Origin of the sequence: Paraburkholderia sp. RL17-373-BIF-A, from assembly GCF_046030175.1 — a bacterium.
GTDB lineage: Bacteria > Pseudomonadota > Gammaproteobacteria > Burkholderiales > Burkholderiaceae > Paraburkholderia.
In genome coordinates this window covers 64,155-85,388 of record NZ_JARESO010000010.1, presented here as the reverse complement: position 1 = coordinate 85,388, position 21,234 = coordinate 64,155, and the positions used below count along the sequence as shown (strand labels likewise).

The 21,234-nt window shown below is 61.3% G+C and carries 19 protein-coding genes; 3 read left to right on the top strand and 16 right to left on the bottom strand.

The features are described from left to right. Positions 1-8: 8 nt before the first annotated feature. From P0D80_RS14815 to P0D80_RS14795, 5 genes are all read right to left on the bottom strand, one after another. Positions 9-1,211 carry an osmoprotectant ABC transporter ATP-binding protein OsmV gene (locus P0D80_RS14815; RefSeq protein WP_132383468.1) on the bottom strand — a complete coding sequence of 401 codons (1,203 nt, stop codon included), beginning with the start codon at positions 1,209-1,211 and terminating at the stop codon, positions 9-11. Further along, positions 1,208-1,861, bottom strand: a complete 654-nt coding sequence (locus tag P0D80_RS14810) for an ABC transporter permease (protein ID WP_408177628.1) — start codon at positions 1,859-1,861, stop codon at positions 1,208-1,210. The genes P0D80_RS14815 and P0D80_RS14810 overlap by 4 nt, the downstream gene beginning before the upstream one ends. 15 nt (positions 1,862-1,876) lie before the next feature. Beyond that, positions 1,877-2,773, bottom strand: coding sequence for a glycine betaine ABC transporter substrate-binding protein (locus P0D80_RS14805; protein ID WP_408177627.1), 897 nt, complete (start codon positions 2,771-2,773; stop codon positions 1,877-1,879). Continuing rightward, positions 2,770-3,486 (bottom strand): ABC transporter permease, encoded by a 717-nt coding sequence (locus P0D80_RS14800; protein WP_408284816.1) that lies wholly within the window; start codon positions 3,484-3,486, stop codon positions 2,770-2,772. The genes P0D80_RS14805 and P0D80_RS14800 overlap by 4 nt, the downstream gene beginning before the upstream one ends. Positions 3,487-4,150: 664 nt before the next feature. Then, on the bottom strand, positions 4,151-5,050 hold the full coding sequence (locus P0D80_RS14795; RefSeq protein ID WP_408284813.1) for a DMT family transporter: 900 nt from the start codon (positions 5,048-5,050) through the stop codon (positions 4,151-4,153). A gap of 158 nt (positions 5,051-5,208) precedes the next feature. Between P0D80_RS14795 and P0D80_RS14790 the strand changes: the two genes are divergently transcribed. After that, a complete protein-coding gene (locus P0D80_RS14790) occupies positions 5,209-6,126 on the top strand; it encodes a helix-turn-helix domain-containing protein (RefSeq protein ID WP_494478661.1) in 918 nt (305 codons plus the stop codon). A gap of 40 nt (positions 6,127-6,166) precedes the next feature. On the opposite strand, the gene P0D80_RS14785 is transcribed toward P0D80_RS14790, so the two are convergent. The 4 genes from P0D80_RS14785 to P0D80_RS14770 form a co-directional block, all read right to left on the bottom strand. Further along, positions 6,167-9,187: an FAD-binding and (Fe-S)-binding domain-containing protein gene (locus tag P0D80_RS14785; RefSeq protein WP_408284804.1), complete on the bottom strand. Its 3,021-nt coding sequence runs from the start codon at positions 9,185-9,187 to the stop codon at positions 6,167-6,169. A gap of 32 nt (positions 9,188-9,219) precedes the next feature. Next, positions 9,220-9,969, bottom strand: a complete 750-nt coding sequence (locus P0D80_RS14780; protein WP_408284801.1) for a 2-keto-4-pentenoate hydratase — start codon at positions 9,967-9,969, stop codon at positions 9,220-9,222. A gap of 43 nt (positions 9,970-10,012) precedes the next feature. Continuing rightward, positions 10,013-11,299: an MFS transporter gene (locus P0D80_RS14775; protein ID WP_408177621.1), complete on the bottom strand. Its 1,287-nt coding sequence runs from the start codon at positions 11,297-11,299 to the stop codon at positions 10,013-10,015. Between the two features lie 172 nt (positions 11,300-11,471). Beyond that, the gene (locus tag P0D80_RS14770) at positions 11,472-12,692 is read right to left on the bottom strand and encodes a pyridoxal-phosphate-dependent aminotransferase family protein (RefSeq protein ID WP_132383450.1); all 1,221 of its coding nucleotides are present in this window, start codon (positions 12,690-12,692) and stop codon (positions 11,472-11,474) included. Positions 12,693-12,854: 162 nt separating this feature from the next. Between P0D80_RS14770 and P0D80_RS14765 the strand changes: the two genes are divergently transcribed. Beyond that, positions 12,855-13,580 carry a GntR family transcriptional regulator gene (locus P0D80_RS14765; RefSeq protein WP_408284796.1) on the top strand — a complete coding sequence of 242 codons (726 nt, stop codon included), beginning with the start codon at positions 12,855-12,857 and terminating at the stop codon, positions 13,578-13,580. Positions 13,581-14,481: 901 nt separating this feature from the next. On the opposite strand, the gene P0D80_RS14760 is transcribed toward P0D80_RS14765, so the two are convergent. The 7 genes from P0D80_RS14760 to P0D80_RS14730 form a co-directional block, all read right to left on the bottom strand. Further along, entirely contained in the window at positions 14,482-14,790 is a 309-nt protein-coding gene (locus P0D80_RS14760; protein WP_408177690.1) for a HigA family addiction module antitoxin, read from the bottom strand. 61 nt (positions 14,791-14,851) lie between these two features. Further along, complete coding sequence (locus P0D80_RS14755; RefSeq protein WP_408177618.1) at positions 14,852-15,130, bottom strand: type II toxin-antitoxin system RelE/ParE family toxin; 279 nt, start codon at positions 15,128-15,130, stop codon at positions 14,852-14,854. 320 nt (positions 15,131-15,450) lie between these two features. Continuing rightward, positions 15,451-15,663 carry a hypothetical protein gene (locus P0D80_RS14750; protein WP_408177617.1) on the bottom strand — a complete coding sequence of 71 codons (213 nt, stop codon included), beginning with the start codon at positions 15,661-15,663 and terminating at the stop codon, positions 15,451-15,453. A 62-nt stretch (positions 15,664-15,725) separates the two neighbouring features. Further along, positions 15,726-18,143, bottom strand: coding sequence for a DUF6531 domain-containing protein (locus P0D80_RS14745; protein WP_408177616.1), 2,418 nt, complete (start codon positions 18,141-18,143; stop codon positions 15,726-15,728). Positions 18,144-18,521: 378 nt separating this feature from the next. Beyond that, positions 18,522-18,794 carry a hypothetical protein gene (locus P0D80_RS14740; RefSeq protein ID WP_408177615.1) on the bottom strand — a complete coding sequence of 91 codons (273 nt, stop codon included), beginning with the start codon at positions 18,792-18,794 and terminating at the stop codon, positions 18,522-18,524. Positions 18,795-18,873: 79 nt separating this feature from the next. Then, on the bottom strand, positions 18,874-19,158 hold the full coding sequence (locus P0D80_RS14735; RefSeq protein ID WP_408177614.1) for a hypothetical protein: 285 nt from the start codon (positions 19,156-19,158) through the stop codon (positions 18,874-18,876). A 113-nt stretch (positions 19,159-19,271) separates the two neighbouring features. Further along, positions 19,272-19,661: a hypothetical protein gene (locus P0D80_RS14730; RefSeq protein ID WP_408177613.1), complete on the bottom strand. Its 390-nt coding sequence runs from the start codon at positions 19,659-19,661 to the stop codon at positions 19,272-19,274. On the opposite strand from P0D80_RS14730, the gene P0D80_RS14725 reads away from it, so the two are divergent. Further along, positions 19,648-21,234 carry a Na+/H+ antiporter gene (locus tag P0D80_RS14725; RefSeq protein WP_408284789.1) on the top strand — a complete coding sequence of 529 codons (1,587 nt, stop codon included), beginning with the start codon at positions 19,648-19,650 and terminating at the stop codon, positions 21,232-21,234. The genes P0D80_RS14730 and P0D80_RS14725 overlap by 14 nt on opposite strands.

Genomic DNA, 21,234 nt, shown 5'->3' with positions numbered 1-21,234 from the left:
CCCCAATATCACACGTGCTCAGCGGCTGCAGCTTGCGCGGCCGCCGCTTCCGCCGCGGCGACAGCAGGCGACACGATCGCCGGCTGACCCGTCTGCCGACGTGAGCGGCCCGAGCTCAGATAGTCCGCAATCGAATCCTGCGTGACTTCGCCGACATAACGGCCGTCGCCATCCAGCACCGGCATCCATGACGAATTGAACTGGTACATCTTCGACAGCACGATGCGCAGATGCTCGTCCGCGCTGACCGTCGCCTTGAATGCAGTCAGATGATCGCCGCACACACCCTGGCCCGCGCGCGCCGAGCGGCGCGTCACATAGCCGAGCGCTTGCTGCTTGCCATCGACGATGGTCAGATAGCGGCTGTCGCTGTCGTCCATCATCTGGAATGCGCGCGCGACCGGCATGTCGGCATGCGCGGTTTCCGGCTGGGTGGCGGCGTCGCCGGCCTTCACTAGCAAGAGGCGTTTCAACGTGCTGTCCTGACCGACGAACGCGCCGACGAACTCGTCGCGCGGATGCGCCAGCAGCGTATCCGGATGATCGTATTGCACCAGTTGACCCCGGCGGAATACGGCGACGCGGTCGCCAAGCTTGATCGCCTCGTCGATGTCATGGCTCACCATGATCACCGTCTTGTTCAGCTGACGCTGCATCTGGAAGAACTCGTTCTGAATCGACTCGCGATTGATCGGGTCGACCGCGCCGAACGGCTCGTCCATCAGCAGCACCGGCGGATCGGCGGCCAATGCGCGAATCACGCCGATACGCTGTTGCTGGCCGCCCGAAAGTTCACGCGGATAGCGCTTCAGATACTGCTTCGGATCGAGCGCGACCATCGACATCAACTCCGTGGCCCGTTCGCGGCAACGCTTCTTGTCCCAGCCGAGCAGGCGCGGCACGACCGTGATGTTCTCCTCGATCGTCATGTTCGGAAACAGGCCGATCTGCTGGATCACATAGCCGATGTGACGGCGCAATTCGACTTCGTTCAGACCTGAAGTGTCCTCGCCGTTGATCAGCACGCGGCCCGAAGTCGGCGCGATCAGACGGTTGATCATCTTCAACGTGGTGGTCTTGCCGCAGCCCGACGGGCCGAGAAACACGCAGATTTCGCCTTCGCCGACAGTCAGGCTCACCGAGTCGACTGCCTTCACCTGCTGGCCGTCCTTCTGCGTAAACGTCTTGGTCAGTTTGTCGAGTTCGATCATGTCTTTTGTACTCCCTTCGGGGTCAGCAAGCGTTGCAGCGCTTGCAGCAGCAGGTCGGCGACGATCGCGAGCAAGCTCACGAGCACGGCGCCCACCAACAGTTTCATCATGTTGCTCTGGCCGATCGCGCGGATGATCAGCGTGCCGAGACCGCCCGCGCCGATCACCGCGGCGATCGTCATCACGCCGATGTTCATCACCACGGCCGTGCGCACGCCGCCGAGAATCACCGGCACGGCGAGCGGCAAATCGACGAGCCGCAGCCGTTGCCACACCGTCATGCCGATACCGATGCCCGCTTCCTTGATGCCGGCGTCGACATTGCGCAGCGCGAGGTAGGTGTTGCGCATGATCGGCAGCAGCGAATAGAGGAACACGGCGGTGATCGCCGGCACTGCGCCGATGCCTTGGCCGAAGCGCGAGAACACCGGAATCATCAAGCCGAACAGTGCGATGGACGGCAAGGTCAGCACCACCGTTGCAATGCTCAGCAGCGGCGCGGCGAGCCACTCGTGCCGATTGATAAGGATACCCAAGGGTACGCCGACGGCAATCGCGCAACCCACCGCGATTCCCACCAGCCACACGTGTTGCGCGGTGAGTTGCAGCAATTCAGGCCAGTTGGCCGATAGATAGTCGAATACAGTCATAAAGAAGATCTCCGCTCAGGGCAGCTTGTGCGTGCGCAGGAATTCCGCCGCGACTTCGCGCACCGGCTTGCCGTCGATGTCGACCTGCTTGTTCATTTCCAGCATCGTGTCGTTGTTCAGCGCGTCGGACAACGCGTTCAATTGCGGCGCGAGTTGCGGGTTCTGGTCGAGCGTCGTCTTGCGCACCACCGGCGTGGCGTTGTATGCGGGGAAGTAGTGGCGGTCGTCTTCGAGCGGCACGATGTTGAAGCCCTTCACGCGGCCGTCCGTCGTGTAGATCAACCCGATCGGCACCTGGTTGTTATGCAGCGCCGTGTAGACGAGGCCCGGATCCATCTGCCGCGTTTCCGCGCGGCTGAACTGCATGCCGTACGCGGCTTCGAGCGGCTTCAGGCCGTCCGGGCGATTGGCGAACTCCGCATCCATCGCAAACACGTGTTTCTTTTTCGGCTCCGCCGCCATCTTCGCGGCGAGTTGCGAAATCGTGCGGATGCCGGTTTGCTGCGCCACTTGTTGCGGCAGACCGAGTGCGTACGTGTTGTTCAGCGGCGAGCAATCGAGCCACACGAGGCCACGTTTCGCATCGAGCGCTTTCACGCGTTCGTACATCGTCTTCGGATCGAGCTTTTCAGTGATCTTGTTGTAGACGATCGCGGCGGTGCCCGTGTATTCCCACGTGATATCGACCTGGCCATTCTCCTGCGCGCTGCGCAACAGCGTGCTGCCGAGGCCGGTGCGGGCGTCGATCGTGTAGCCCTTCGCGTGCAGGTATTGCGACGTGATCTCGGTAAGAACGTATTGCTCGGTGAAATTTTTGCCGCCGAGTACGAGCGTCGCCGCGCTCGCTTGAAGACTCGTGAAGAGCAATGCGCCGGCGGCGAGCCAGCGGCTGCGTTTGAACAGATTCGTCATGCCGTCACCCCGCGTCGCGCGAGCAGGTAGCGGCTGCCGCCCGAGACGATGCCGTCCAGCACGAGCGCGAGGATCGCGGTGGCCGCCGCGCCGAGCAAAAGCTGCTGCTGGTTGTTCAGATAGATGCCCGGAAAAATCAGCGTGCCGAGACTGTCCGCGCCGATCAGATAGGCGAGCGGCGCGCTGCCCACGTTGATCGCGAGCGCCGTGCGCACGCCGCCGATGATAATCGGCATGGCATTAGGCAACTCCACGCGCAACAACGACTGCCAGCCCGTCATGCCGAGACCGCGAGCCGCTTCGCGCAGCGCGGGCGAGACGTTCTTCATGCCTTCGTAGGCATTGCGCGTGATGGGCAGCAACGACGCGAGAAACAGCGCGACGAGCGCCGGAATATCGCCGATGCCGAAGATGCCGAGCGCGATCGCCAGCACGGCCAGCGAGGGAATCGTGTTGCCGATGTTGAAGATCTGCATGAAGCGTTCGGCGTGACGCGCGAGCGACGGGCGGCTCAGCAATACGCCGGCGGGAATGCCGACCAGCAGCGCGAGCGCCATGGAGTACCCGACGAGCAGCAGGTGCCGTTTGGTGTAGTAGACGAGATCGGGCGCGTACTGATGCAGCGCGCTGGGGTCGACCGCGCGGCACAGCAACGCGACGACGACACCGATGGCTACAAGACTGCCGATCAGTCTGGCAGGACGTTGAATCATGAAGATGCGCCTCCTTGTTCGAGCGGCGCGCGGAAATAGCCGCGCCGCACAGGCGTCACGATGACGCTGCGAATGGGAAGTTCGGGACGCGGCAGATGCCGCGAGTTGAACCGAGTGGTGCCGGGGGGTTTGTTTTTGCCCGGCGCGAAGGCGGTGTGATTTCGCCTTCGGTGGCGGACCAGTCAGCAAAACTGGTGCCAGATCCATCGATGATATTGGGCAGCAGCGCTGGGCTGCTTGTCCGACGGGGTTTGAGGCGCCTCTTGAATGCCGGGTTTTCAACCGGCGTCAGAGCGGATGCAAAGTGCTACTAGTTTGCATCGAACCCCTTCTAACTGGGCCTATCTAGCTGCGATTTCGCGGTTAGGGTGCTGGGATTATACGGGTGATGGGTGGGTTCGTCTACCCATGTGGTTAATGCGGAGGTGATGGGGAGGGTGCCAGCTTTGATTTTGCTTGATTTCCGCACTCCCGGAAAAGCTCACCGGAGCTTTTCTCAACCGCCTTCCAGGCTCCCGAAAATACTCACCTCAATCGCCCGCAGGTGCGGCCCTGCCAATCTGAATCATCACCGTTGATAAAGAGACGCGTTGGCAAACGGTGACTCTCCAGCACTCTCGGCACGGCGGCCGATTAGCGCGCCGCCTCGCCGGGAAAACGTCCCTCAGGAAGTCCGCACTCGCCGCACGAAGATACGCCGCGTGAGATCGAACGCCACCAGATTGCCGGCCACCACCAGCAACAGTCCGACCACGGCCAGCGCGGACCACTGATAGCCTTCGAACACCGTCGACACCGCCAGCGCCACGATCGGAAACAATACCGTGCAGTAAGCAGCCCGCTCGGGTCCGATGCGCCCGACCAGCATCAGATAAGCCGTGAAGCCGATCACCGAGCCGAAAATCGCGAGATAAGCGAGCGCGCCGAGATAACGCGCGGACGGCTCGACGGCGAACGAGAAACCGGCCACTACGCTTCCCAACGTCAAGACGCCGGCGCCGATCAGCATCGCCCAGCTATTCGTGGCGAACGGGTGCAGACCCATCGATTGCATGCGGCTCGACAACAGGTTGCCGGCCGAAAAGCACAGGGTTCCAAGAAACGCGATCCCAAGCCCGAACCACGCGGCGTGATCGCCGAGGTGTCCCGTCATCTGCTGCACGAACAGACACACGATACCGACGAGCCCCAGCGCCGCACCGGCAATCGCCGTGGGTTGCAACGGCCGGCCCATGAAGAGGCGGCCGTTGATCGAATTCAGCAGCGGCGCGGTCGAAAACACCACCGCCACCAGGCCGCTCGGCACCACCTGTTCCGCGTAATAGAAGCACAGAAAGTTCAGGCAGAAGAGCGCCAATCCTTGCGCGACCAGGAATCGCCATGCGGCGCGCGGCGGCCAGATCGGCCGACGCATGATGCGCAGCAACGCGAACAGCACCAGCGCAGCAATCCAGAAGCGCCAGGCTATGGACACCGGCGGCGGCACCGCCCCCAGTTGCCATTTGATCGCGATCCACGTGGTGCCCCAAATCAAAACGGTGGCGGCATAGAGGGACAAATTCATGGTCAGGCCTGCGGCAGCAAATACGGAAGCCCACTATGCCGCAGCCAGACCGGCCGCGCTTGTCCAGGATTGCGCACTTTTTCGGAGTGGCAAGCCGCCGCGCGTGGGCGGCCGTATACTGACGTTTATTCAGTCATGACAAGTATTTCGCCCGCTTCGTGAACGCCAGACCGCACGCCCCTGTGACCCATCCCACCGAATCGCCGTTCGGCCTTCAGTCGGTGTGTCACACGCTGAGCAGCGCCAACGCGAATCTAAACCGCTTTGCGTGGCTCGGCGACCGGCTGGCCATCGCCGTCTGGACTCGCGACACGGAAGAAGCCGAGACCGTCTACGATCGGCCCGGCCATCACACGTTGTCGTGTTATCTGGACGGCGGCTATCGCACCGAGCGTCAGAAAATGCCGGGGCATTACGGCGCGCCGTCGCGGCTCTGTGCGCTGCCCGGCGACCACGAATCACGCTGGTGGGTGCGCGGCCACATGCATTTCATGCACCTGTACTTCCTTCCGGAGCACTTCACGCAGCGTGCGGTTCAGGAACTCGACCTCGAGCCGCGCGAACTGACGCTCGCCGATCGCACGTATTTCGAAGACGCCCGCATCGCCACGTTGTGTCAATCGCTTGCGAACGAAGACTGGCAGGATCCCGACGGTTTGCTGCGCACCAATGAGACCGCGCATCAAGTGCTGAGTCTGCTGTTGCGCGCGCAAGGCGTGCGCCGCACGGATGTGTCGCTCAAAGGGGGTTTGTCGGTCGCGACTCGCAGGCGGCTGCACGACTATATCGAAAGCCATCTTTCGCAGACGCTCACACTCGGCGAGCTGGCCGGCGTAGCGGCATTGTCGGAATTTCATCTTGCGCGCATGTTCCGCACCTCGTTCGGACTGCCGCCCGCCGCGTGGATCGCGCAGCAGCGGCTCGAACGCGCCCGCACGCTATTGCGCTCCACGGCGCTCCCGCTCGCGCAGGTCGCCGAGCAATGCGGCTATGCCAACGCCAGCCATTTCAGCCACCGTTTCCGCGAGAGCGTCGGCGTGGCGCCGACCGCGTATCGGCAGGCTATCGCCGCCTGAGCGCGAGCCGGCGCGTTCTGCGCTACTGCTGCTACTGCATTTACTGCAACGCCATCGCCAGCACGCGCGCCACATGGATCGCGTCGACGCCGGCGCCGTCGTGAATCTGATGCCGGCAACTCGTGCCGTCCGCGACCATGAGCGTGTTGCCATCCATCTTGCGCACCGCCGGCAGCAGCGACAGTTCCGCCATCGCCCGCGACGTCGCGTAATGCTCGGCCTCATAGCCGAAACTGCCCGCCATCCCGCAGCACGACGACTCCACCGTGGATACCTTCAATTCAGGAATCCATTTCAATACGGTTTGCACGGGCGTGAAGGCGTCGAAGGCCTTTTGATGGCAATGGCCATGCACCAACGCCTGTTGTTTGGCCAACGGCTTCAATGCGAGCTGCAAACGTCCGGCCTTTTCCTCGCGCACCAGAAACTCTTCGAATAGGAGCGCCTGCTTCGCCAGCCGCTGCGCTTCATCGCCAAAGCCGTAGTGCAGGAACTCATCGCGCAACGACAGCAAGCACGACGGCTCCAACCCGACGATCGGCACGCCGCGCTCCACGAATGGCTTGAACAGATCGAGCATGCGCCGCGCTTCCTGCTTCGCTTCATCGACGAGACCCGCCGCGAGGAACGTGCGGCCGCAGCACACGGGCCGCTCACCCTGGCGCGTATTGAAGTGCACTGTGTAACCCGCTGCCTCCAGCACCCGCTGCGCAGCGCGCGCGTTTTCCGGCTCCATGTTGTTGTTGAACGTGTCGACGAACAGCAGCACCTCTTTCAGCGCGGCACCTTGTGTCGCCCTGCCCGCCACCGCATCAACCAGGAACGACTTCTTGAAGCGCGGCAAGCTCCGCTCGGGCGCGAAGCCCACGGACCGCTTGAACCACGCGGACAGCACCGGCACGTTATCGGCGAGCGCCATCAAGCCCGGCATGCGGCTCGCTGTCGACGCATAGCGCGGCATAAAAGCCACCAGCTTGTCACGCAGACGCAGTCCGTGACGCTTGACGCGCGCCGCCCGCGCCTCGATCTTGAACTTCGCCATATCGACGCCTGTCGGGCAATCGCGCTTGCAGCCCTTGCAGGAGACGCACAGATCGAGCGTCTCCTTCACGTCGTCGCTCGCGAGACCCGCTTCGCCGAGTTGACCGGAAATCGCGAGGCGCAATGTATTCGCGCGTCCGCGTGTGACGTGCTGTTCATCCTTCGTCACGCGGTAGCTCGGGCACATGGTGCCCGCGTCGAACTTGCGGCAGTGGCCGTTGTTATTGCACATCTCGACGGCCTTCGCGAGACCGCCGGACAGATCGTTGCCACTGCCCGGCAAGGTCTCCTGTCCTGTCAGCGGATCGCGTTCGACATTCCATGCAGACCAGTCGAGTGCCGTGTCGATGCGATGTTCCTTGTAGCCCGGTGCGAAGCGGAAATTGTGCGCGTCGTCCATCTTCGGCGGACGCACGATTTTGTCGGGATTGAAGCGGTTGTCAGGATCAAACAGCGCCTTGATCTCACTGAACGCCTGATTCAGGCGCGGGCCATATTGCCACGCGACCCATTCGCCGCGGCACAGTCCGTCGCCGTGTTCGCCCGAATAGGCGCCCTTGTATTCGCGCACGAGTGCAGCGGCTTCCTCGGCGATCGCGCGCATCTTCAGCGCGCCGTCGCGCCGCATGTCGAGAATCGGCCGCACGTGCAGTGTGCCGACGCTCGCATGCGCATACCACGTGCCTTCCGTGCCGTTTCGATGGAACACTTCGGTCAGGCGGCTCGTGTATTCGGCCAGATGTTCGAGCGGCACCGCACAATCTTCAATGAAGGACACCGGTTTGCCGTCGCCCTTCATGCTCATCATGATATTGAGCCCGGCCTTGCGCACTTCCCAAAGCGCTTTCTGTTCGTTCACGTCCGGCATCTCGACGACCGAGTCGGGCAAGCCGAGGTCGGCCATCAGTTCCGTGAGTTGCTTGAGCGACGCGAGTTGCGCGTCGCGGTCCTCGCCCGCGAACTCCACCAGCAGAATCGCTTGTGGCTCACCGACCAGCGCCTTGCCGATCACCGGACGAAACGCCGGATTGCTCATCGCGAGATCGATCATCGTGCGATCGACCAGCTCCACCGCAACTGGCTTCAACTTGACGATGTGCTGCGTCAGCTCCATCGACTGCCAGAAGGTCGGGAAGTTGACCACGCCGAGCGTTTTATACGCGGGCAGTGGCGCGAGCCTGAGCGTCAATTGCCGGCTGAACGCAAGCGTGCCTTCCGAGCCGACCAGCAGATGCGCGAGATTCGCGACGCCGTCGTCGGTATATGCGCGCGGGTTCTGGCAATCGAACACGTCGATGTTGTAGCCCGCCACGCGGCGCAGAACCTTCGGCACGCGCGCCACGATCTCGTCGCGCTCGCGTTCGGCGATCTGCTTCACGTCCGCGAGTATCTGCTGCAAGCGCGCGCCTTGCGGCGCCTCGCGTAACGAGGCGAAACGCGCTTCGCTGCCGTCGGCGAGAATCGCGTCGATCGCGTCGACGTTGTGCACCATGTTGCCGTATTCGATCGAGCGCGAGCCGCACGAATTATTGCCGGCCATGCCGCCGATCGTGCATTGAGCGGCTGTCGAAACGTCCACCGGAAACCAGAGACCGTGCGGTTTGAGCCACGCGTTCAGATGATCCAGCACGACGCCCGGTTCGACCGTCACCGTGCGCGCTTCGGCATCGAAGGCGACGATGTTGTTCAACCACTTGCTCGTGTCGATCACCAGTGCTTCGCCGACCGTCTGGCCGCATTGGCTCGTGCCCGCGCCGCGCGCGAGCAGCGGCACTTTCTCGCTGCGCGCGATTTCCAGTGCAATGCGCAGATCGTCCTGGTCGCGCGGCACCACCACGCCGATCGGCGTGATCTGGTAGATCGACGCGTCGGTCGCGTAACGGCCGCGGCTCGCCGTATCGAACAGCACGTCACCGCGCAGTGATTTGCGCAGATGCTGCGCGAGCGGACTTGTCAGGCGCGCGGCGGATGGAACCAGATGGATCGGCTTGACGAGTAAAGCGGAAGTGGGGTTCGTCATATCGTCGGCCTATGGCAAAAACAGGGAAGCGGCTAGTACAGCGTGAGGCTGACCGGCGCGAGTCCTTCAATGCGCCCGCTCGCCGTGCCCGCCGTCTGCGGAAAGAACATGCCGGTGTAGGAGCCGGCTGTGACGACCATCTCCGGCGTCACCGCAATGCCGCGCGATGTGGCGTGATTGACGAGCCACGTCAGCAGGCGTCGCGGATCGCCGGCCGGATTGGCGGGCGTGGCTTTAACCACATCGTTTCCGTCGAAATTGAAATGCAGCGACGGCGCCACGAACGGAAAATCCTCGCGATACGGCGTGAATTCGCCCACGATCAGCGCGCCGTGGTTCTGCAAATCCGCGAGTTGAGCGAGCTTGTCGACAGCGGGCCATTCGGCGTAGCGGCTCGCCACGATTTCGATGGTCGCGCCGATCGAACCGATGCTCGCCAGCACTTCAGCCTCGCTATACGGCGTGGTGGAAGCATCGAAACGCCGTCCGAAGCGAAACGCGATTTCCAGTTCAAGGCCCAACGGCGCGAAGACTTCGCGCGGCAAACGCGCACCGTCGGCATGCAAGTCGAGGTCGGGCAACGGCGCGCCCTGGATCGGACCGCTTTCGGACTTCGCGCCGATCTTCCAGCCGGCGATCCGCGCGCCGCATGCGTCTAGGATTTCATGCTGGATCGCATAAGCCGCGGCGGCGTCGGCGGGTGTGTGCTCCGGCGGCAACGTGTCGAGCGTGGCGCGATTGCGGCGTGCATCGGCGAGAAGCCGGCTGAGTGCTGTCGTCATAGTGTCGTGTCGTGAGGCGGAAAGATGGAACGGTGTAGCGCGCTCAAACGCCCATGCCGGTAGGAACATGCGTTTTATCGGCTGCGTTGAGCGCGAACTTGCTTTCCGGCTGCATGCGGAACGCGAGCACCACGCCGATCGCCATCAACAGCATGCTGCCGACGAACGGCAATTCCCAGCTACCGAAGTAGTCGATCAGGAAACCGCCGACCACCGGCGAGATGATCGCCGCCAGTGCCGAGCCGGTGTTCATCATGCCGCTTGCGGTGCCCGAGTATTCCGGTGCGATGTCCATCGGAATCGCCCACATCGGACCGATCGTCATTTCGGCAAAGAAGAAGCCGGACGCGAGACACGCCATCGACAGATACAGGCTGTGCGTGAACATCAGCGGAATCAGCGAGAGCAGGCAGAAGAACATGCAGACCGACACCATCCAGCTACGTGCGCGTTTCAGGCTGCCGGTGCGCGTGAAGATCGAATCGGTCACGATGCCGCCGAGCGTGTCGCCGATCACGCCGGCGAAGAACACCACCGAAGCGAAGATCGCCGACTTCTGAAGTTGCAGGTGATAGCTGTGCAGGAAGTATTGCGGAATCCAGCTCAGGAACAGCCACAACGTCCAGCCGTAGCAGAAGTACACGATCGTGACCGGCCACATGCGGCGAAACAGTTTGCCCCACGGCACGCCGGCGACTTTCGGCTTCGGCGCGGGAAGCGCGGTGAGCTCGTCGTTCGTGATACGCGGATGATCTTTCGGATGTTCGGTGAAGGTGATCGCCCACACGGCGACCCACAACAAGCTGAACACGCCGCAGATATAGAACGACTCGCGCCAGCCCCAGGTCGCCATGACGAGCACGATCAGGCCGGGCGCCACCGCATTGCCGATCCGCGAGGCCGCATGCGTGATGCCCTGCGCGAAGCCGCGTTTTTCCTTGGCGACCCAGCGCGCCATCGCGGAAGTAGCGGCGGGAAACGTCGCGCCCTCGCCGAAGCCGAGCAGCACGCGCGCGGCCAGCAGCGAAACCAGGCCGCCCGCAAAACCCGTCAGCAGAGTCGCGACGCCCCAGATGGCGCCGCAAAATATCAACGTGCGTTTGGCGCCGAAGCGATCACTGACCCACCCGCCGATGATCTGGAAGATCAGATACGGGTACGCGAAGGCCGAAAACACCAGGCCCACTTCCGTATGCGAGAGATGGAATTCCTTGCCGAAACCCGCCGCCGCCGTGCTGACGTTGACGCGGTCGAGGTAGGTGATGAAGTACATGATGCATAGCATCACTAGAACGATACTGGTCGCACTGGTCACACGAAACCGCTTCATCGTCTCTCTCCATTGCATGTGTCGACGGCGGGCCTGATATGGCGCGCTGCGTCGTTGCCCGGCAGCGGCTTGCGCCGCGGGACCATCGCATTAGTTCGGGCCGCGTTCTGTGCGCGGCTTCCTTCGTCAGGGAAGTCCCTTTTTTGCGAGCCGTTGGTTGCGCCTCGTGTCCTCAGGCCGCGGCTTTCAGGCCCGAGGCTTGGGTCGGCTGGCTCAACCATTCCATAGCGGCAGGCATGCCGCTTTCCTTGAGCGGCACGCCCGCGAGCCGCAGACCCATTTCGCAGCCGGCCAGCGTGGCCAGCAGCATCAGGTCGTTGCAGTCGCCGAGATGGCCGATGCGGAACATGCGGCCTTTCATCTTGCCGAGGCCCGTGCCAAGCGACATGTCGAAGCGTTCGTAGATGAGCTTGCGCACCGCATCGGCATCAATGCCGTCGGGCATCATCACGCCCGTGAGCACCGGGCTGTACACCGACGGATCGGCGCACTGAATCTCCAGGCCCCACGCACGCACCGCGCGACGGGTCGCTTCGGCGAGACGTTCGTGACGGGCGAACACGTTGTCGAGCCCTTCGCCGAGAATCATCTCGAGCGCTTCATTGAGTCCGTAAAGCAGGTTCGTGTTCGGCGTGTACGGCCAGTAACCGGTCTTGTTCATCTCGACGATGTCAGTCCAGTCCCAGAAGCTACGCGGCAGTTTTGCCTGCTTGCTGGCGGCCACGGCTTTCGGCGAGATCGCGTTGAAGCTGATGCCAGGCGGCAGCATCAAACCTTTTTGCGAGCCCGAGACGGTGACGTCGACGCCCCATTCGTCGTGACGATAGTCGGCGCACGCGAGGCCTGAGATCGTGTCGACCAGCAGCAAGGCCGGATGACCCGCTGCGTCGATTGCGCGACGCACGGCGGCGATATCGGAGGTCACGCCCGTGGACGTTTCGTTGTGCACCACGCACACCGCCTTGATCGCGTGCTGCGTGTCGGCGCGCAGACGCTCCTCGATCATTTGCGGCTGCACGCCGCGACGCCAGCCTTCAATACCCGGCAGGCCGAGAAACTCCGGCTTGAGACCGAGGCTTTCCGCCATCTTTTTCCACAGCGTGGCGAAGTGGCCGGTTTCGAACATCAGCACGTGGTCGCCGGGGCTCAACGTGTTCGAGAGCGCCGCTTCCCAGGCGCCCGTGCCCGAGGCCGGGTAAATCACCACGGGTTGCTGCGTCTTGAAGATTTTCTTGATGCCGTCGAGCACCTTCAGACCGAGTTCGCCGAACTCCGGACCGCGGTGGTCGATGGTCGGGTAGCTCATTGCCCGGAGGATACGGTCGGGCACCGGGCTCGGACCCGGAATCTGCAAAAAGTGACGGCCAGCGGGGTGAAAGTCTAGCTTGAGCATTGGGCTCCTCCGATTGAATTTTGCATTCAAAAAACTATATCAGACGAACCCTGACGATCCCAAGGCGAAAATTGCCCACTGGCACCGGTGTTTACCCGCGCTATTAACTAATCTTTCAGCTTCCTATAAAATCCGAGCTAATGAGATGTTGAGGGCTTTTGTATGCAAAATTCGGGTTTCGAGGCCGGCGTCGCCACTTCCCCGCTGATGCCGAAGGTCGAGCGGCAGCGCTTGCACGACACGGTGGTGGAGCACATTCGGCGCTTCATCGTCGAAGGCGTGCTCGAGCCGGGCAAGAAATTGAACGAGCGCGAGTTGTGCGAAACGCTCGGTATTTCACGCACGCCGCTGCGCGAGGCGCTGAAGGTGTTGGCCGCGGAAGGGTTGATCGAGATTTCGCCGAATCGTGGCGCGTCGGTGTCGAAGATGTCGGAGGCCGAATTGCGCGAGACCTTCGAATTGATGAGTGGTCTCGAAGCTTTTTCCGGCGAACTGGCGGCCGAGCGGATGACGGCTGCTGAACTCGCCGAGATCAAGGCGCTGCATTACGCGATGCTCGCGTGCCGTACGCAGAACGATCTGGCCGGGTACTACAGCCGCAATCAGGCGATTCACGACAAGATCAATGAGGCGGCCAGGAACTCGGCTCTGCGGCAGACTTATGTCGCGGTGAATCGGCGCTTGCAGGCGCTCAGGTTTCGGTCGAATTTCCAGATTCCGAAGTGGGATAGCGCGATTCATGATCACGACGAGATGCTGAAGGCACTTGAAGCGCGGGATGGTAAGAAGCTGAGTGCGATTCTTCGGCAGCATCTGCTTGATAAGCGCGATGCGGTTTTGCAGGTGCAGTCGCGGGAAGCGGTGGCTGCGTCGCCGTTGAAGACTTGAGTTGAGTTAAGGGATCTAAGTGACATTTGCTTTCGGCGTCGGCGTGGTCTGCATGTCCGCGCCGAAGGCAAAACTTGTCCACCTAAAATGTTGGCAAGCCTGTGCACAACCTTCTTACATCCCAGCCAAGTGGTTGATGCGATGGAGGTATCGACCTGCGGTTCATGCGTGAGCACCGGTCGGCACTTTGCGGGCGGATCCGCTGGAAACGCGTTCCGTCGACATGCGGTTCGACGCGAACTGCCAGTTATCCCCACAAATGTTCGCAAAGCTGTGGACAAATCACACCATGTGATAAACAGCCCGCCGCATAAGGCTTTGCGGGCGGGGCACGGGGAAAATTCCGTCCCCCGCGCACCCTCAAACATCCATTCCCCCACGTTTCCCCATACGCTGCGGTGCGGGGAAACCTTCGCCCCCCACCGGGGGACTGCCCTACATATTAGACATGTGTCTCGTTTGAGATTCAAGCTAACAGCGGTCCCTCGCGGGGACTTACAAGGCGCTTGCCTTGTTTAAAGTTCGAACAGGTGGAACTGCCGATGCTGCGGTGCACGCGGTGTGGGTAACGATACGCGCGTTCCCCGCGGTGAATGGTGATAGGGGCTACAGGTCCCAGCGCTGGCTGTCGGTTGTGACCAGCCAGAGTACGCGGCAGCAGGTATCTACCCCTAGCACAGGTATGTTATTGAAGCTGCACGTGCCGTACGTGACGCCAGCACGCCATACCCCAGCTCGTCGCTCAACGCGCGCTTATGTTCAGGGTGAAGAACCAGCTCCGCAGGTTCCTCCCCTTCATGCTCTTTCAGATAGTGGTAAAGCCGTCCACGATGAAGGCACAGGCGCTCATGCCTGGCCGGAAACTCAAGGTCATGAATCACACCCCATGATTTCCGCGGGCTCAGGCCGTCGCTTCTGCCGGTGCGCGCCTGACCGCCTTGGGCGCGTGCTTGCGCGCCTGCCACAGATCGTAGTCAAGCTGCATCCCCAGCCACAGATCAGCTCGCCCTCCACGCTCCACACCAAGCCATTGCTCAATGCGCAGCGCCATTTCAGGGGTGATCGCTGCATGCTCATTCAGAAGCCGCGAAAGCATAACCCGCGACACACCAAGCTGGCTCGCCGCCTCAGTGACACTCAGATTCAGCGCGGGCAGAACGTCCTCGCGCAGAATTGCCGCAGGATGCGGCGGATTAAACATACCAGTCATAGCTTTCTTCACTATGCGAACCCGATCGACGCCATGCTTCAGCGCCGGAGTATGGAAATTGCTAATGGTAATCTTCGTAATCGACAAGGATTGCGTCCTCGCCGTCAAACTCGAATGTCAGTCTCCAGTTACCATTGACCTGAGCAGACCAGCACGCTTTTCGTTTTCCCTCTAGTTCGTGCAACCCCCAGCCGGGTTGGTTCATATCGTCCGGCGATTTCGCCCTGTTCAGTGCAGTCAGTAAACGACCCAGCTTCGATGCGTGCCACGCCTGGATACCCGCTTTGGTACCGGTCGAGAAAAAGCGCTCCACACCCTTGTGCTTGAAAGATTTGATCATTTGTCATAGCTTCAACGCCACGCCAACCCGTCGCGACAGTTACAACCCCGATCTGAACAACACTATAAACTGTAAATTAACACTTTACAAATAAGCGCACACCACCGTACTTCGCTATCCGTACGTGCGCGCCCCAGCACGCTGGCCTGCTCCCTTCAAGGATCGACAAGAGTTTAAATCGCGAGCCAGCGGGCGACGCCAAGGCGGCCCCTCCCGCTGCAACAAACTTCACACGCAGTTGTTGTCATCACCGCAACCGCCAGAACATACCGTTGCGATGACTGAACGTCGTTCGGTCAAGTCACGGGACCTATGACCAATCAGTCTTCTGGCGGCTCATCGATTGGATGTTGCGTCAGATTCAGATGCTTTTTGACGTCTGGTCGGCCTGCTGCAATCAGATTAAGCATTGCAACTCCAAGCTGTCGTGCCAATTCGTCGTCAAACCCGAATTCCTCTTCGTCAAGAAAAAACGGCACGGCCATCTTTCCCGCAACGAGCGGAGCCATCAGGGCCGAATCCACGGCTTGCATTATCAATTGTCTCGGTTCATCGGTGTACGTTAGAACCACGGTATACGGCGGATGACTAACCATTAATACCCCCTGCATTGTTGATACCTGTCAAAGGAATTCTGTTTACACAGCGCATATGCTCGGATGCCCCTAGGTTTGGCCACCAGAATACAAAAATCCAGGTCCGCCTCGTACTTGTCATGACATTGTGACTCGTGATCCTCACGGCCGCCACACTTCACCATCCCACCGCCCCCACCCCCGCTTCCGAAAAGCGCGCTATAAAGCGTCGACCGCTTCGCCGAACTGGTCAAATCCGGCACGAGCACGGGATAAGGGACCTGCGCCTGATCGCTCAGCATCAGTTCCGTTGTCTCACCCCATGTTGGAAGTGCAGCGCTCAATTCCCTTCCGAAAAGTTTCCCCGTCAGCGTAGCTTTCCAACGCATGTAGCACTCGACGCAGATGTCTGGTACGAATGCCTGAGTATCTGACTGCAGTCCCGTGAGGCTTGCGGACGGTGCAACCGGATCATTCCCCACTTCCCAGTTGGTTAGCCACACTCCTAGCTCAGCGTCGCTGATTGGCTGCCACCACGCGCCGTTAGTTGAGACCTTCGCTGAATGTGACGAAACCGTGCCATTCGCAGCGTACTGGTAATCGACTGCCAGTACACGGGCGAGTCCGCCATTTACCGAACTTGCCGGTTCGTTATACTGAAAAGACTTTACGCGACCACGCTCGTCGTAAGCGATGCCTGCCTGGCCACTGTTACCCGCAATCTGTGTCGCGCGGTTCTCGGCATCACGACCGAGGGTTCGCATTGTCCAACCCGATACGGCATCCTGCGTCGTCGCGATATTGCCACGCGCGTCATACGTGTAGGTCCAATCTTCAGTCTTCGTGCCATTCTTGACAACGGTGGCGGACAGAAGACGGGCAGCCTGGTCGTAGCGCGCACCGACTGTCATCTGGTTGCCCGTCCCAATCGCCTGCATCCCCTGTTCGCCGGTAAGATCGGTCGTTTCCCTCTCTGCGTAGCCCGTAACGTTGCCGACTGTGTCGTATACAAACGCCCGGATTTTGCCCGGTGTAGAGACCAGGTATGGGCGCAATGAATTGCTGTCACTGTACTCAATCGTCGATACTGTCTTGTTGCCCGCGACTGTCGCAATTGCTTTCGTCGGCCGGTTGGCGCCGTCCCACGTGTACTGCGTATTCCCATCTGGGGTGACTCTTTGCTTCAAGTTTCCTGACGTATCCCACGTGCGTGATACCGTGCCGCCAGGCGTGGCAATTGAGCCAGGGCGCGAAGTGTCTCCAGTATTAAAGGAGTACGTGCTGCTGCCGGACATGTCGCTGAGGGTAGTCGTGCCGGAGCCGTAACTTAGCGACACATTATGTGTCGTGTCGGGATGGGTGACGGAGATCGCACGTCCGCTGGAATCGTAGGCCCATGTTGCAATCCGTGAACCGGATTCGTCCTTTATCCCTGTCAACGCATTGGGGAAGCGAGCATCCTCATATAGATACTGACGAACGTTTCCAATTGGAGCGGTTGCCGAAGCTAGATTACCGTTCGCGTCGTACGCATAGTGCGTGGCATTGCCCGAAGGGGGCACCACGCTCAGGATGCGACCATTACTGTCGTATGTCAGGCTAAGTGTCAGCCGCGATGCCGGCTGCCCAATCCGATCGACGGGCCACTGCGCAATTGAATCAAGCCGTTGCCCAACGTACCCAACCTCACGGTACATACCCGTGCGGTTTGTCTCCGAGTGAAACAGGCCCGTGCTGTCGGCGTATGTTTCCGTCGTACCAAGCCGTTCGTCTTTCAGGTAGAAGTATCCGTCGCCAGCTTTTGACAGGGAAAGGCCTGAAGTTCCAGGTACGGCCCACGCTCCGCCAATCGATCTGAATATCAGGGGCTGTCCGTTACCTCGAAACGCTGTGATTTTCGGCGTGCTCGCATTGACTGCGCTCAGGTCAAGCCTTCGCTGCCAGTTACTGATCCAGAACCCACCCATCGCTGTCTGCGCTTTGTCGAACGGCTTCGAAACATAGCTACGGCTAAACACAAATGGCAAGGTGTCGCCGCTTGCAAAGTCAGTTTCAGAGAGCGTGACAATCCCATTTGCCGGAAACACCGGGTCCGCCACCGGGCAGCTATCGTCAGGCGTACCGCCACCAGCGCCTCCGCAGTAGTCCGATACATAGGAAGCAGTCCCGCAATTGTAGTAATACATTGCGTTGTGGGGATCCTCCGGTCCGTTCGTCGCCGGCATAGTGCCCGGCACCTGCAGCGTGCACATCGGCGTACCCGGGACCCCCAATGACTTTCTGTACAGACTAAAGCATTCGTCCTCTGTCGCCGCGTTAGCGTGAGCAACAGACATCAGCAGCCCGGTTGCAACAATCAGGCGAACGATCCCGCCCGACACGCTACTAGTGAATTTCCATGGTTTCATTTTTCTCCTTCGTTTTTTTCGTTTGGCCAAGAGCGTCACAACTCTTCATGAGATCGGAGCGTGCACATATCCGACAACTCCTAAAATTGCGGCCTTTTTGTGCCGGCACAAACATCGCTTTATCGGCGCTGACGAAATGCTTGGGAAACTACACGTGCCCCTGTCAGGATCCATCGGAACATGAATGAGAAAAGGAAACAGGTGGACCAAGGGAGATCGCTTGCGGAGATCAAGCGACAGGACCTCCCAAAAAAACGGGGTGCCGTGGTGGCCACCCCAAACGAAGCGCAACTAAGGACGCCCCTGTGTCGAGAGTTACGACACTGGGGAAGTGCCGCATTCGAATAGTAGTGCGATGTGTTGTCCCGATAAACTCATGCACTTCGCGTCTGCAAGTCACTTGTTGTGCTATCCCCTGCTTCCACCTCCCGTCTCGTACCACCGCACTCCCGGCGTGTCGCCCTCCACCTGGGCGAGCGCACGCCGTGCCTCGTCGCGGGCAATGCCCTTGCCGAGTTCGGCCCAGCGTTGCAGGCAATGGTGAATTTCCAGCACCTGCAATGCGGTTGCACGGTCCTCGCGCACGGCCGTGATGGCAGCACTGCGCGCCGTGTCATGCGGCGCGGTAGCCGAAATACGTGCGAGCACGTCCGCCTGCTCGCGTAGCGTCATCGTGTACATGGCTCTCTCCTTCAGACACCGGTCGGTGTCGTCCTTGCGGCGACCGTGCCTGCGCACGGCGCGACGGAATGGATGACAGTTATGCATCAGGATCTCCCTCGGTCACGCTGCCCGCTGCCAGCCATAGCAGGCGCTGGAGATTCTGCTCATGGTCGGCAAGTTCGGCCTCGTCCCAGGCGCCGTACTGCTTCAGTTCCTCACGTACAAGCGCCGGGTCGAGCGCCGTGAGCTGGCGACTGACCTCGTCAACTTCTGACAGTGCGCGCACTTCGTCATCGCAGCGCCCAGGATGGTACGCACCGCAAGCCTGCTCCAGCGACATGGACAGCACGATACGACCGCACCCCGAAGTCCACTGGTTCATGATTGCCTCCTGATCCTACCCTTCGAGCCCGGTGCGCAATGGATTGGCATGTGCGACCAGGACGAAGATTCAGTGAAAATGATGACCGACGGTTATCTCTACATCGTCCTTTATCATTCGCACAGCGGAAAGGGTGTTCGATACAGGCTTAGGCCGCCGAAACTAGCGGCTACCGAGTAAGCTGCGTGGCTGCGGGCAGCTCCACCGAACGCGGCCAGCGTTTTCGCCTGCTGCTGCAGCTCCGGCGTCACGGGCACCTGACCTGACCGGTTGAACTGGCGCTGCTGGCGCAGCAGCACGATCAGGTTCACGAGCTGTCTGAGCTGCTGGGGGGACAGGCGTTTCGTCATCGCTTTCGGTAGCGGGCGTCCTGTCGCCCCAGGGCGATTCCCATCGCCATCAGTTTCTGCACGTTCATGAAAGTCTCCAAAGGCACCCCATCCGCGGTGTGATAAAAAGTAGTTCCCCAGCCATTTGCCGAGGCCGAACATGTCGTCCGTCATGGGCTTCAAAGTCGTCCTGCTGTCGCTCGTCGCGATCATCGGTCTCGAACTACTTGCCAAGCGGCTGCGTCTGCCGCCAGCCGCCGCGCTGCTGGTCGGCGGCGCCGCAATGGCCTTCGTGCCCGGACTGCCACGCTTCAATCTCGATCCCGAACTGGTCCTGATCGTGTTCCTGCCGCCGCTCCTCATGGACGGCGCGTACTTCTCCGTGTGGGACGAGTTCAAGGGCAATCTTGGCGGCATCCTGCTGCTCGCGATCGGCGCCGTCGCGTTCACCACGCTCACGGTCGGTCTGGTCGTGCATTGGGTCGTGCCCGCTCTGCCGTGGGGCGCGTGCTTCGCCCTGGGTGCGATCGTCTCGCCGCCCGACGCCGTCGCCGCGAAGGCGGTGCTCGAACGCGTCGCGCTGCCGCGCCGCCTGATGGTGCTGCTCGAAGGCGAGAGCCTCCTCAACGACGCCGCCGGCCTCGTGCTGTTCCGCTTCGCCGTCGCAGCCGCGCTAACCGGCACCTTCAGCGCGCAGCATGCGATCGGACGCTTCGCCGTGCTCGCACTGGGCGGCATAGCGGTGGGCGTGGCGATCGGTTTCGTGCTCGTCAAGCTTCTGCGTTATCTCGACGACGCATACCTCATCATCACCGCGTCGACCCTGTCCGCGTGGGCCAGCTATATCGTCGGCGACACGCTGGATGTGTCGGGCGTGATCGCGACCGTGAGTTGCGGGATGGTGCTCGGCTGGCATCAGCACGAAGTCTTTTCGGCGGCGGTACGCATGCGCGGCACGGCCTTCTGGCAGGTCGTGATCTTCCTGATGGAAGCGCTGGTGTTCATTCTGATCGGACTGTCGCTGCGCGGCGTGATCGTGCGGCTAGGCGGCGTCGGCGACGTGTTGGCCGCGTTCGCCCCCGCCGTCGGCGCGGTGCTCGCGGTGGTCGTGCTGTCGCGATTCGTGTGGGTCTTCGCGGTGGAATGGTTGAAGGCGCTGGTGTGCAAATTGGCGCGCCGCACGGGCGGCACACCCGACTGGCGCTCGGCCACCGTCACGAGCTGGGCCGGCATGCGAGGCGTGGTCACGCTGGCTATCGCGCTCTCCTTGCCTGAGGAGATGCCCGGCCGCGATCTGATCCTGGTCGCCTCATTTGCCGTGATTCTGGTGACGGTGCTCGGTCAAGGCACGACGATCGGAGCGCTGATTCGCTGGATTAATCCGGACCACGCAGCAGAACGAAACGAACAGCATCTGACCGAGCCGCAGGCGTGGGCACGGCTCGAAGCCGCGCAGCTCGCCGCCATTCAGCCGCTCGTGCATGGGGCGGATGGCAGCGTGATTCATCCACGCTTGCTGGAACAGTACAGCTATCGTGCGCGCATTACCGAGGCCCATCAGGACGAAGCCACCTTTCCTGCGAAAGAACGCGCCGCGCACTACGACGTGGTGCTGGCCGCCGTTTCGGCGGCACGCGTCGAGCTATTGCAGCTGCATCGAACGGGCTTGCTTCACGATGAACTGCTGACCGTTCTCGAACACGATCTGGACCTGCAGGAAATCGCCGCGTTGCATGGCAGGGGCTGA

Excerpts from the sequence above, each read along its gene's own strand:
- P0D80_RS14755 (WP_408177618.1), bottom strand. The coding sequence starts at position 15,130 with ATGATCAAATCTTTCAAGCACAAGGGTGTGGAGCGCTTTTTCTCGACC.
- P0D80_RS14730 (WP_408177613.1), bottom strand. The coding sequence starts at position 19,661 with ATGACGGACGACATGTTCGGCCTCGGCAAATGGCTGGGGAACTACTTT.
- P0D80_RS14805 (WP_408177627.1), bottom strand. The coding sequence starts at position 2,773 with ATGACGAATCTGTTCAAACGCAGCCGCTGGCTCGCCGCCGGCGCATTG.
- P0D80_RS14750 (WP_408177617.1), bottom strand. The coding sequence starts at position 15,663 with ATGCAAGCCGTGGATTCGGCCCTGATGGCTCCGCTCGTTGCGGGAAAG.
- P0D80_RS14770 (WP_132383450.1), bottom strand. The coding sequence starts at position 12,692 with ATGCTCAAGCTAGACTTTCACCCCGCTGGCCGTCACTTTTTGCAGATT.
- P0D80_RS14810 (WP_408177628.1), bottom strand. The coding sequence starts at position 1,861 with ATGACTGTATTCGACTATCTATCGGCCAACTGGCCTGAATTGCTGCAA.
- P0D80_RS14780 (WP_408284801.1), bottom strand. The coding sequence starts at position 9,969 with ATGACGACAGCACTCAGCCGGCTTCTCGCCGATGCACGCCGCAATCGC.
- P0D80_RS14785 (WP_408284804.1), bottom strand. The coding sequence starts at position 9,187 with ATGACGAACCCCACTTCCGCTTTACTCGTCAAGCCGATCCATCTGGTT.
- P0D80_RS14725 (WP_408284789.1), top strand. The coding sequence starts at position 19,648 with ATGTCGTCCGTCATGGGCTTCAAAGTCGTCCTGCTGTCGCTCGTCGCG.
- P0D80_RS14775 (WP_408177621.1), bottom strand. The coding sequence starts at position 11,299 with ATGAAGCGGTTTCGTGTGACCAGTGCGACCAGTATCGTTCTAGTGATG.
- P0D80_RS14765 (WP_408284796.1), top strand. The coding sequence starts at position 12,855 with ATGCAAAATTCGGGTTTCGAGGCCGGCGTCGCCACTTCCCCGCTGATG.
- P0D80_RS14740 (WP_408177615.1), bottom strand. The coding sequence starts at position 18,794 with ATGTACACGATGACGCTACGCGAGCAGGCGGACGTGCTCGCACGTATT.
- P0D80_RS14795 (WP_408284813.1), bottom strand. The coding sequence starts at position 5,050 with ATGAATTTGTCCCTCTATGCCGCCACCGTTTTGATTTGGGGCACCACG.
- P0D80_RS14735 (WP_408177614.1), bottom strand. The coding sequence starts at position 19,158 with ATGAACCAGTGGACTTCGGGGTGCGGTCGTATCGTGCTGTCCATGTCG.
- P0D80_RS14815 (WP_132383468.1), bottom strand. The coding sequence starts at position 1,211 with ATGATCGAACTCGACAAACTGACCAAGACGTTTACGCAGAAGGACGGC.
- P0D80_RS14760 (WP_408177690.1), bottom strand. The coding sequence starts at position 14,790 with ATGACTGGTATGTTTAATCCGCCGCATCCTGCGGCAATTCTGCGCGAG.
- P0D80_RS14800 (WP_408284816.1), bottom strand. The coding sequence starts at position 3,486 with ATGATTCAACGTCCTGCCAGACTGATCGGCAGTCTTGTAGCCATCGGT.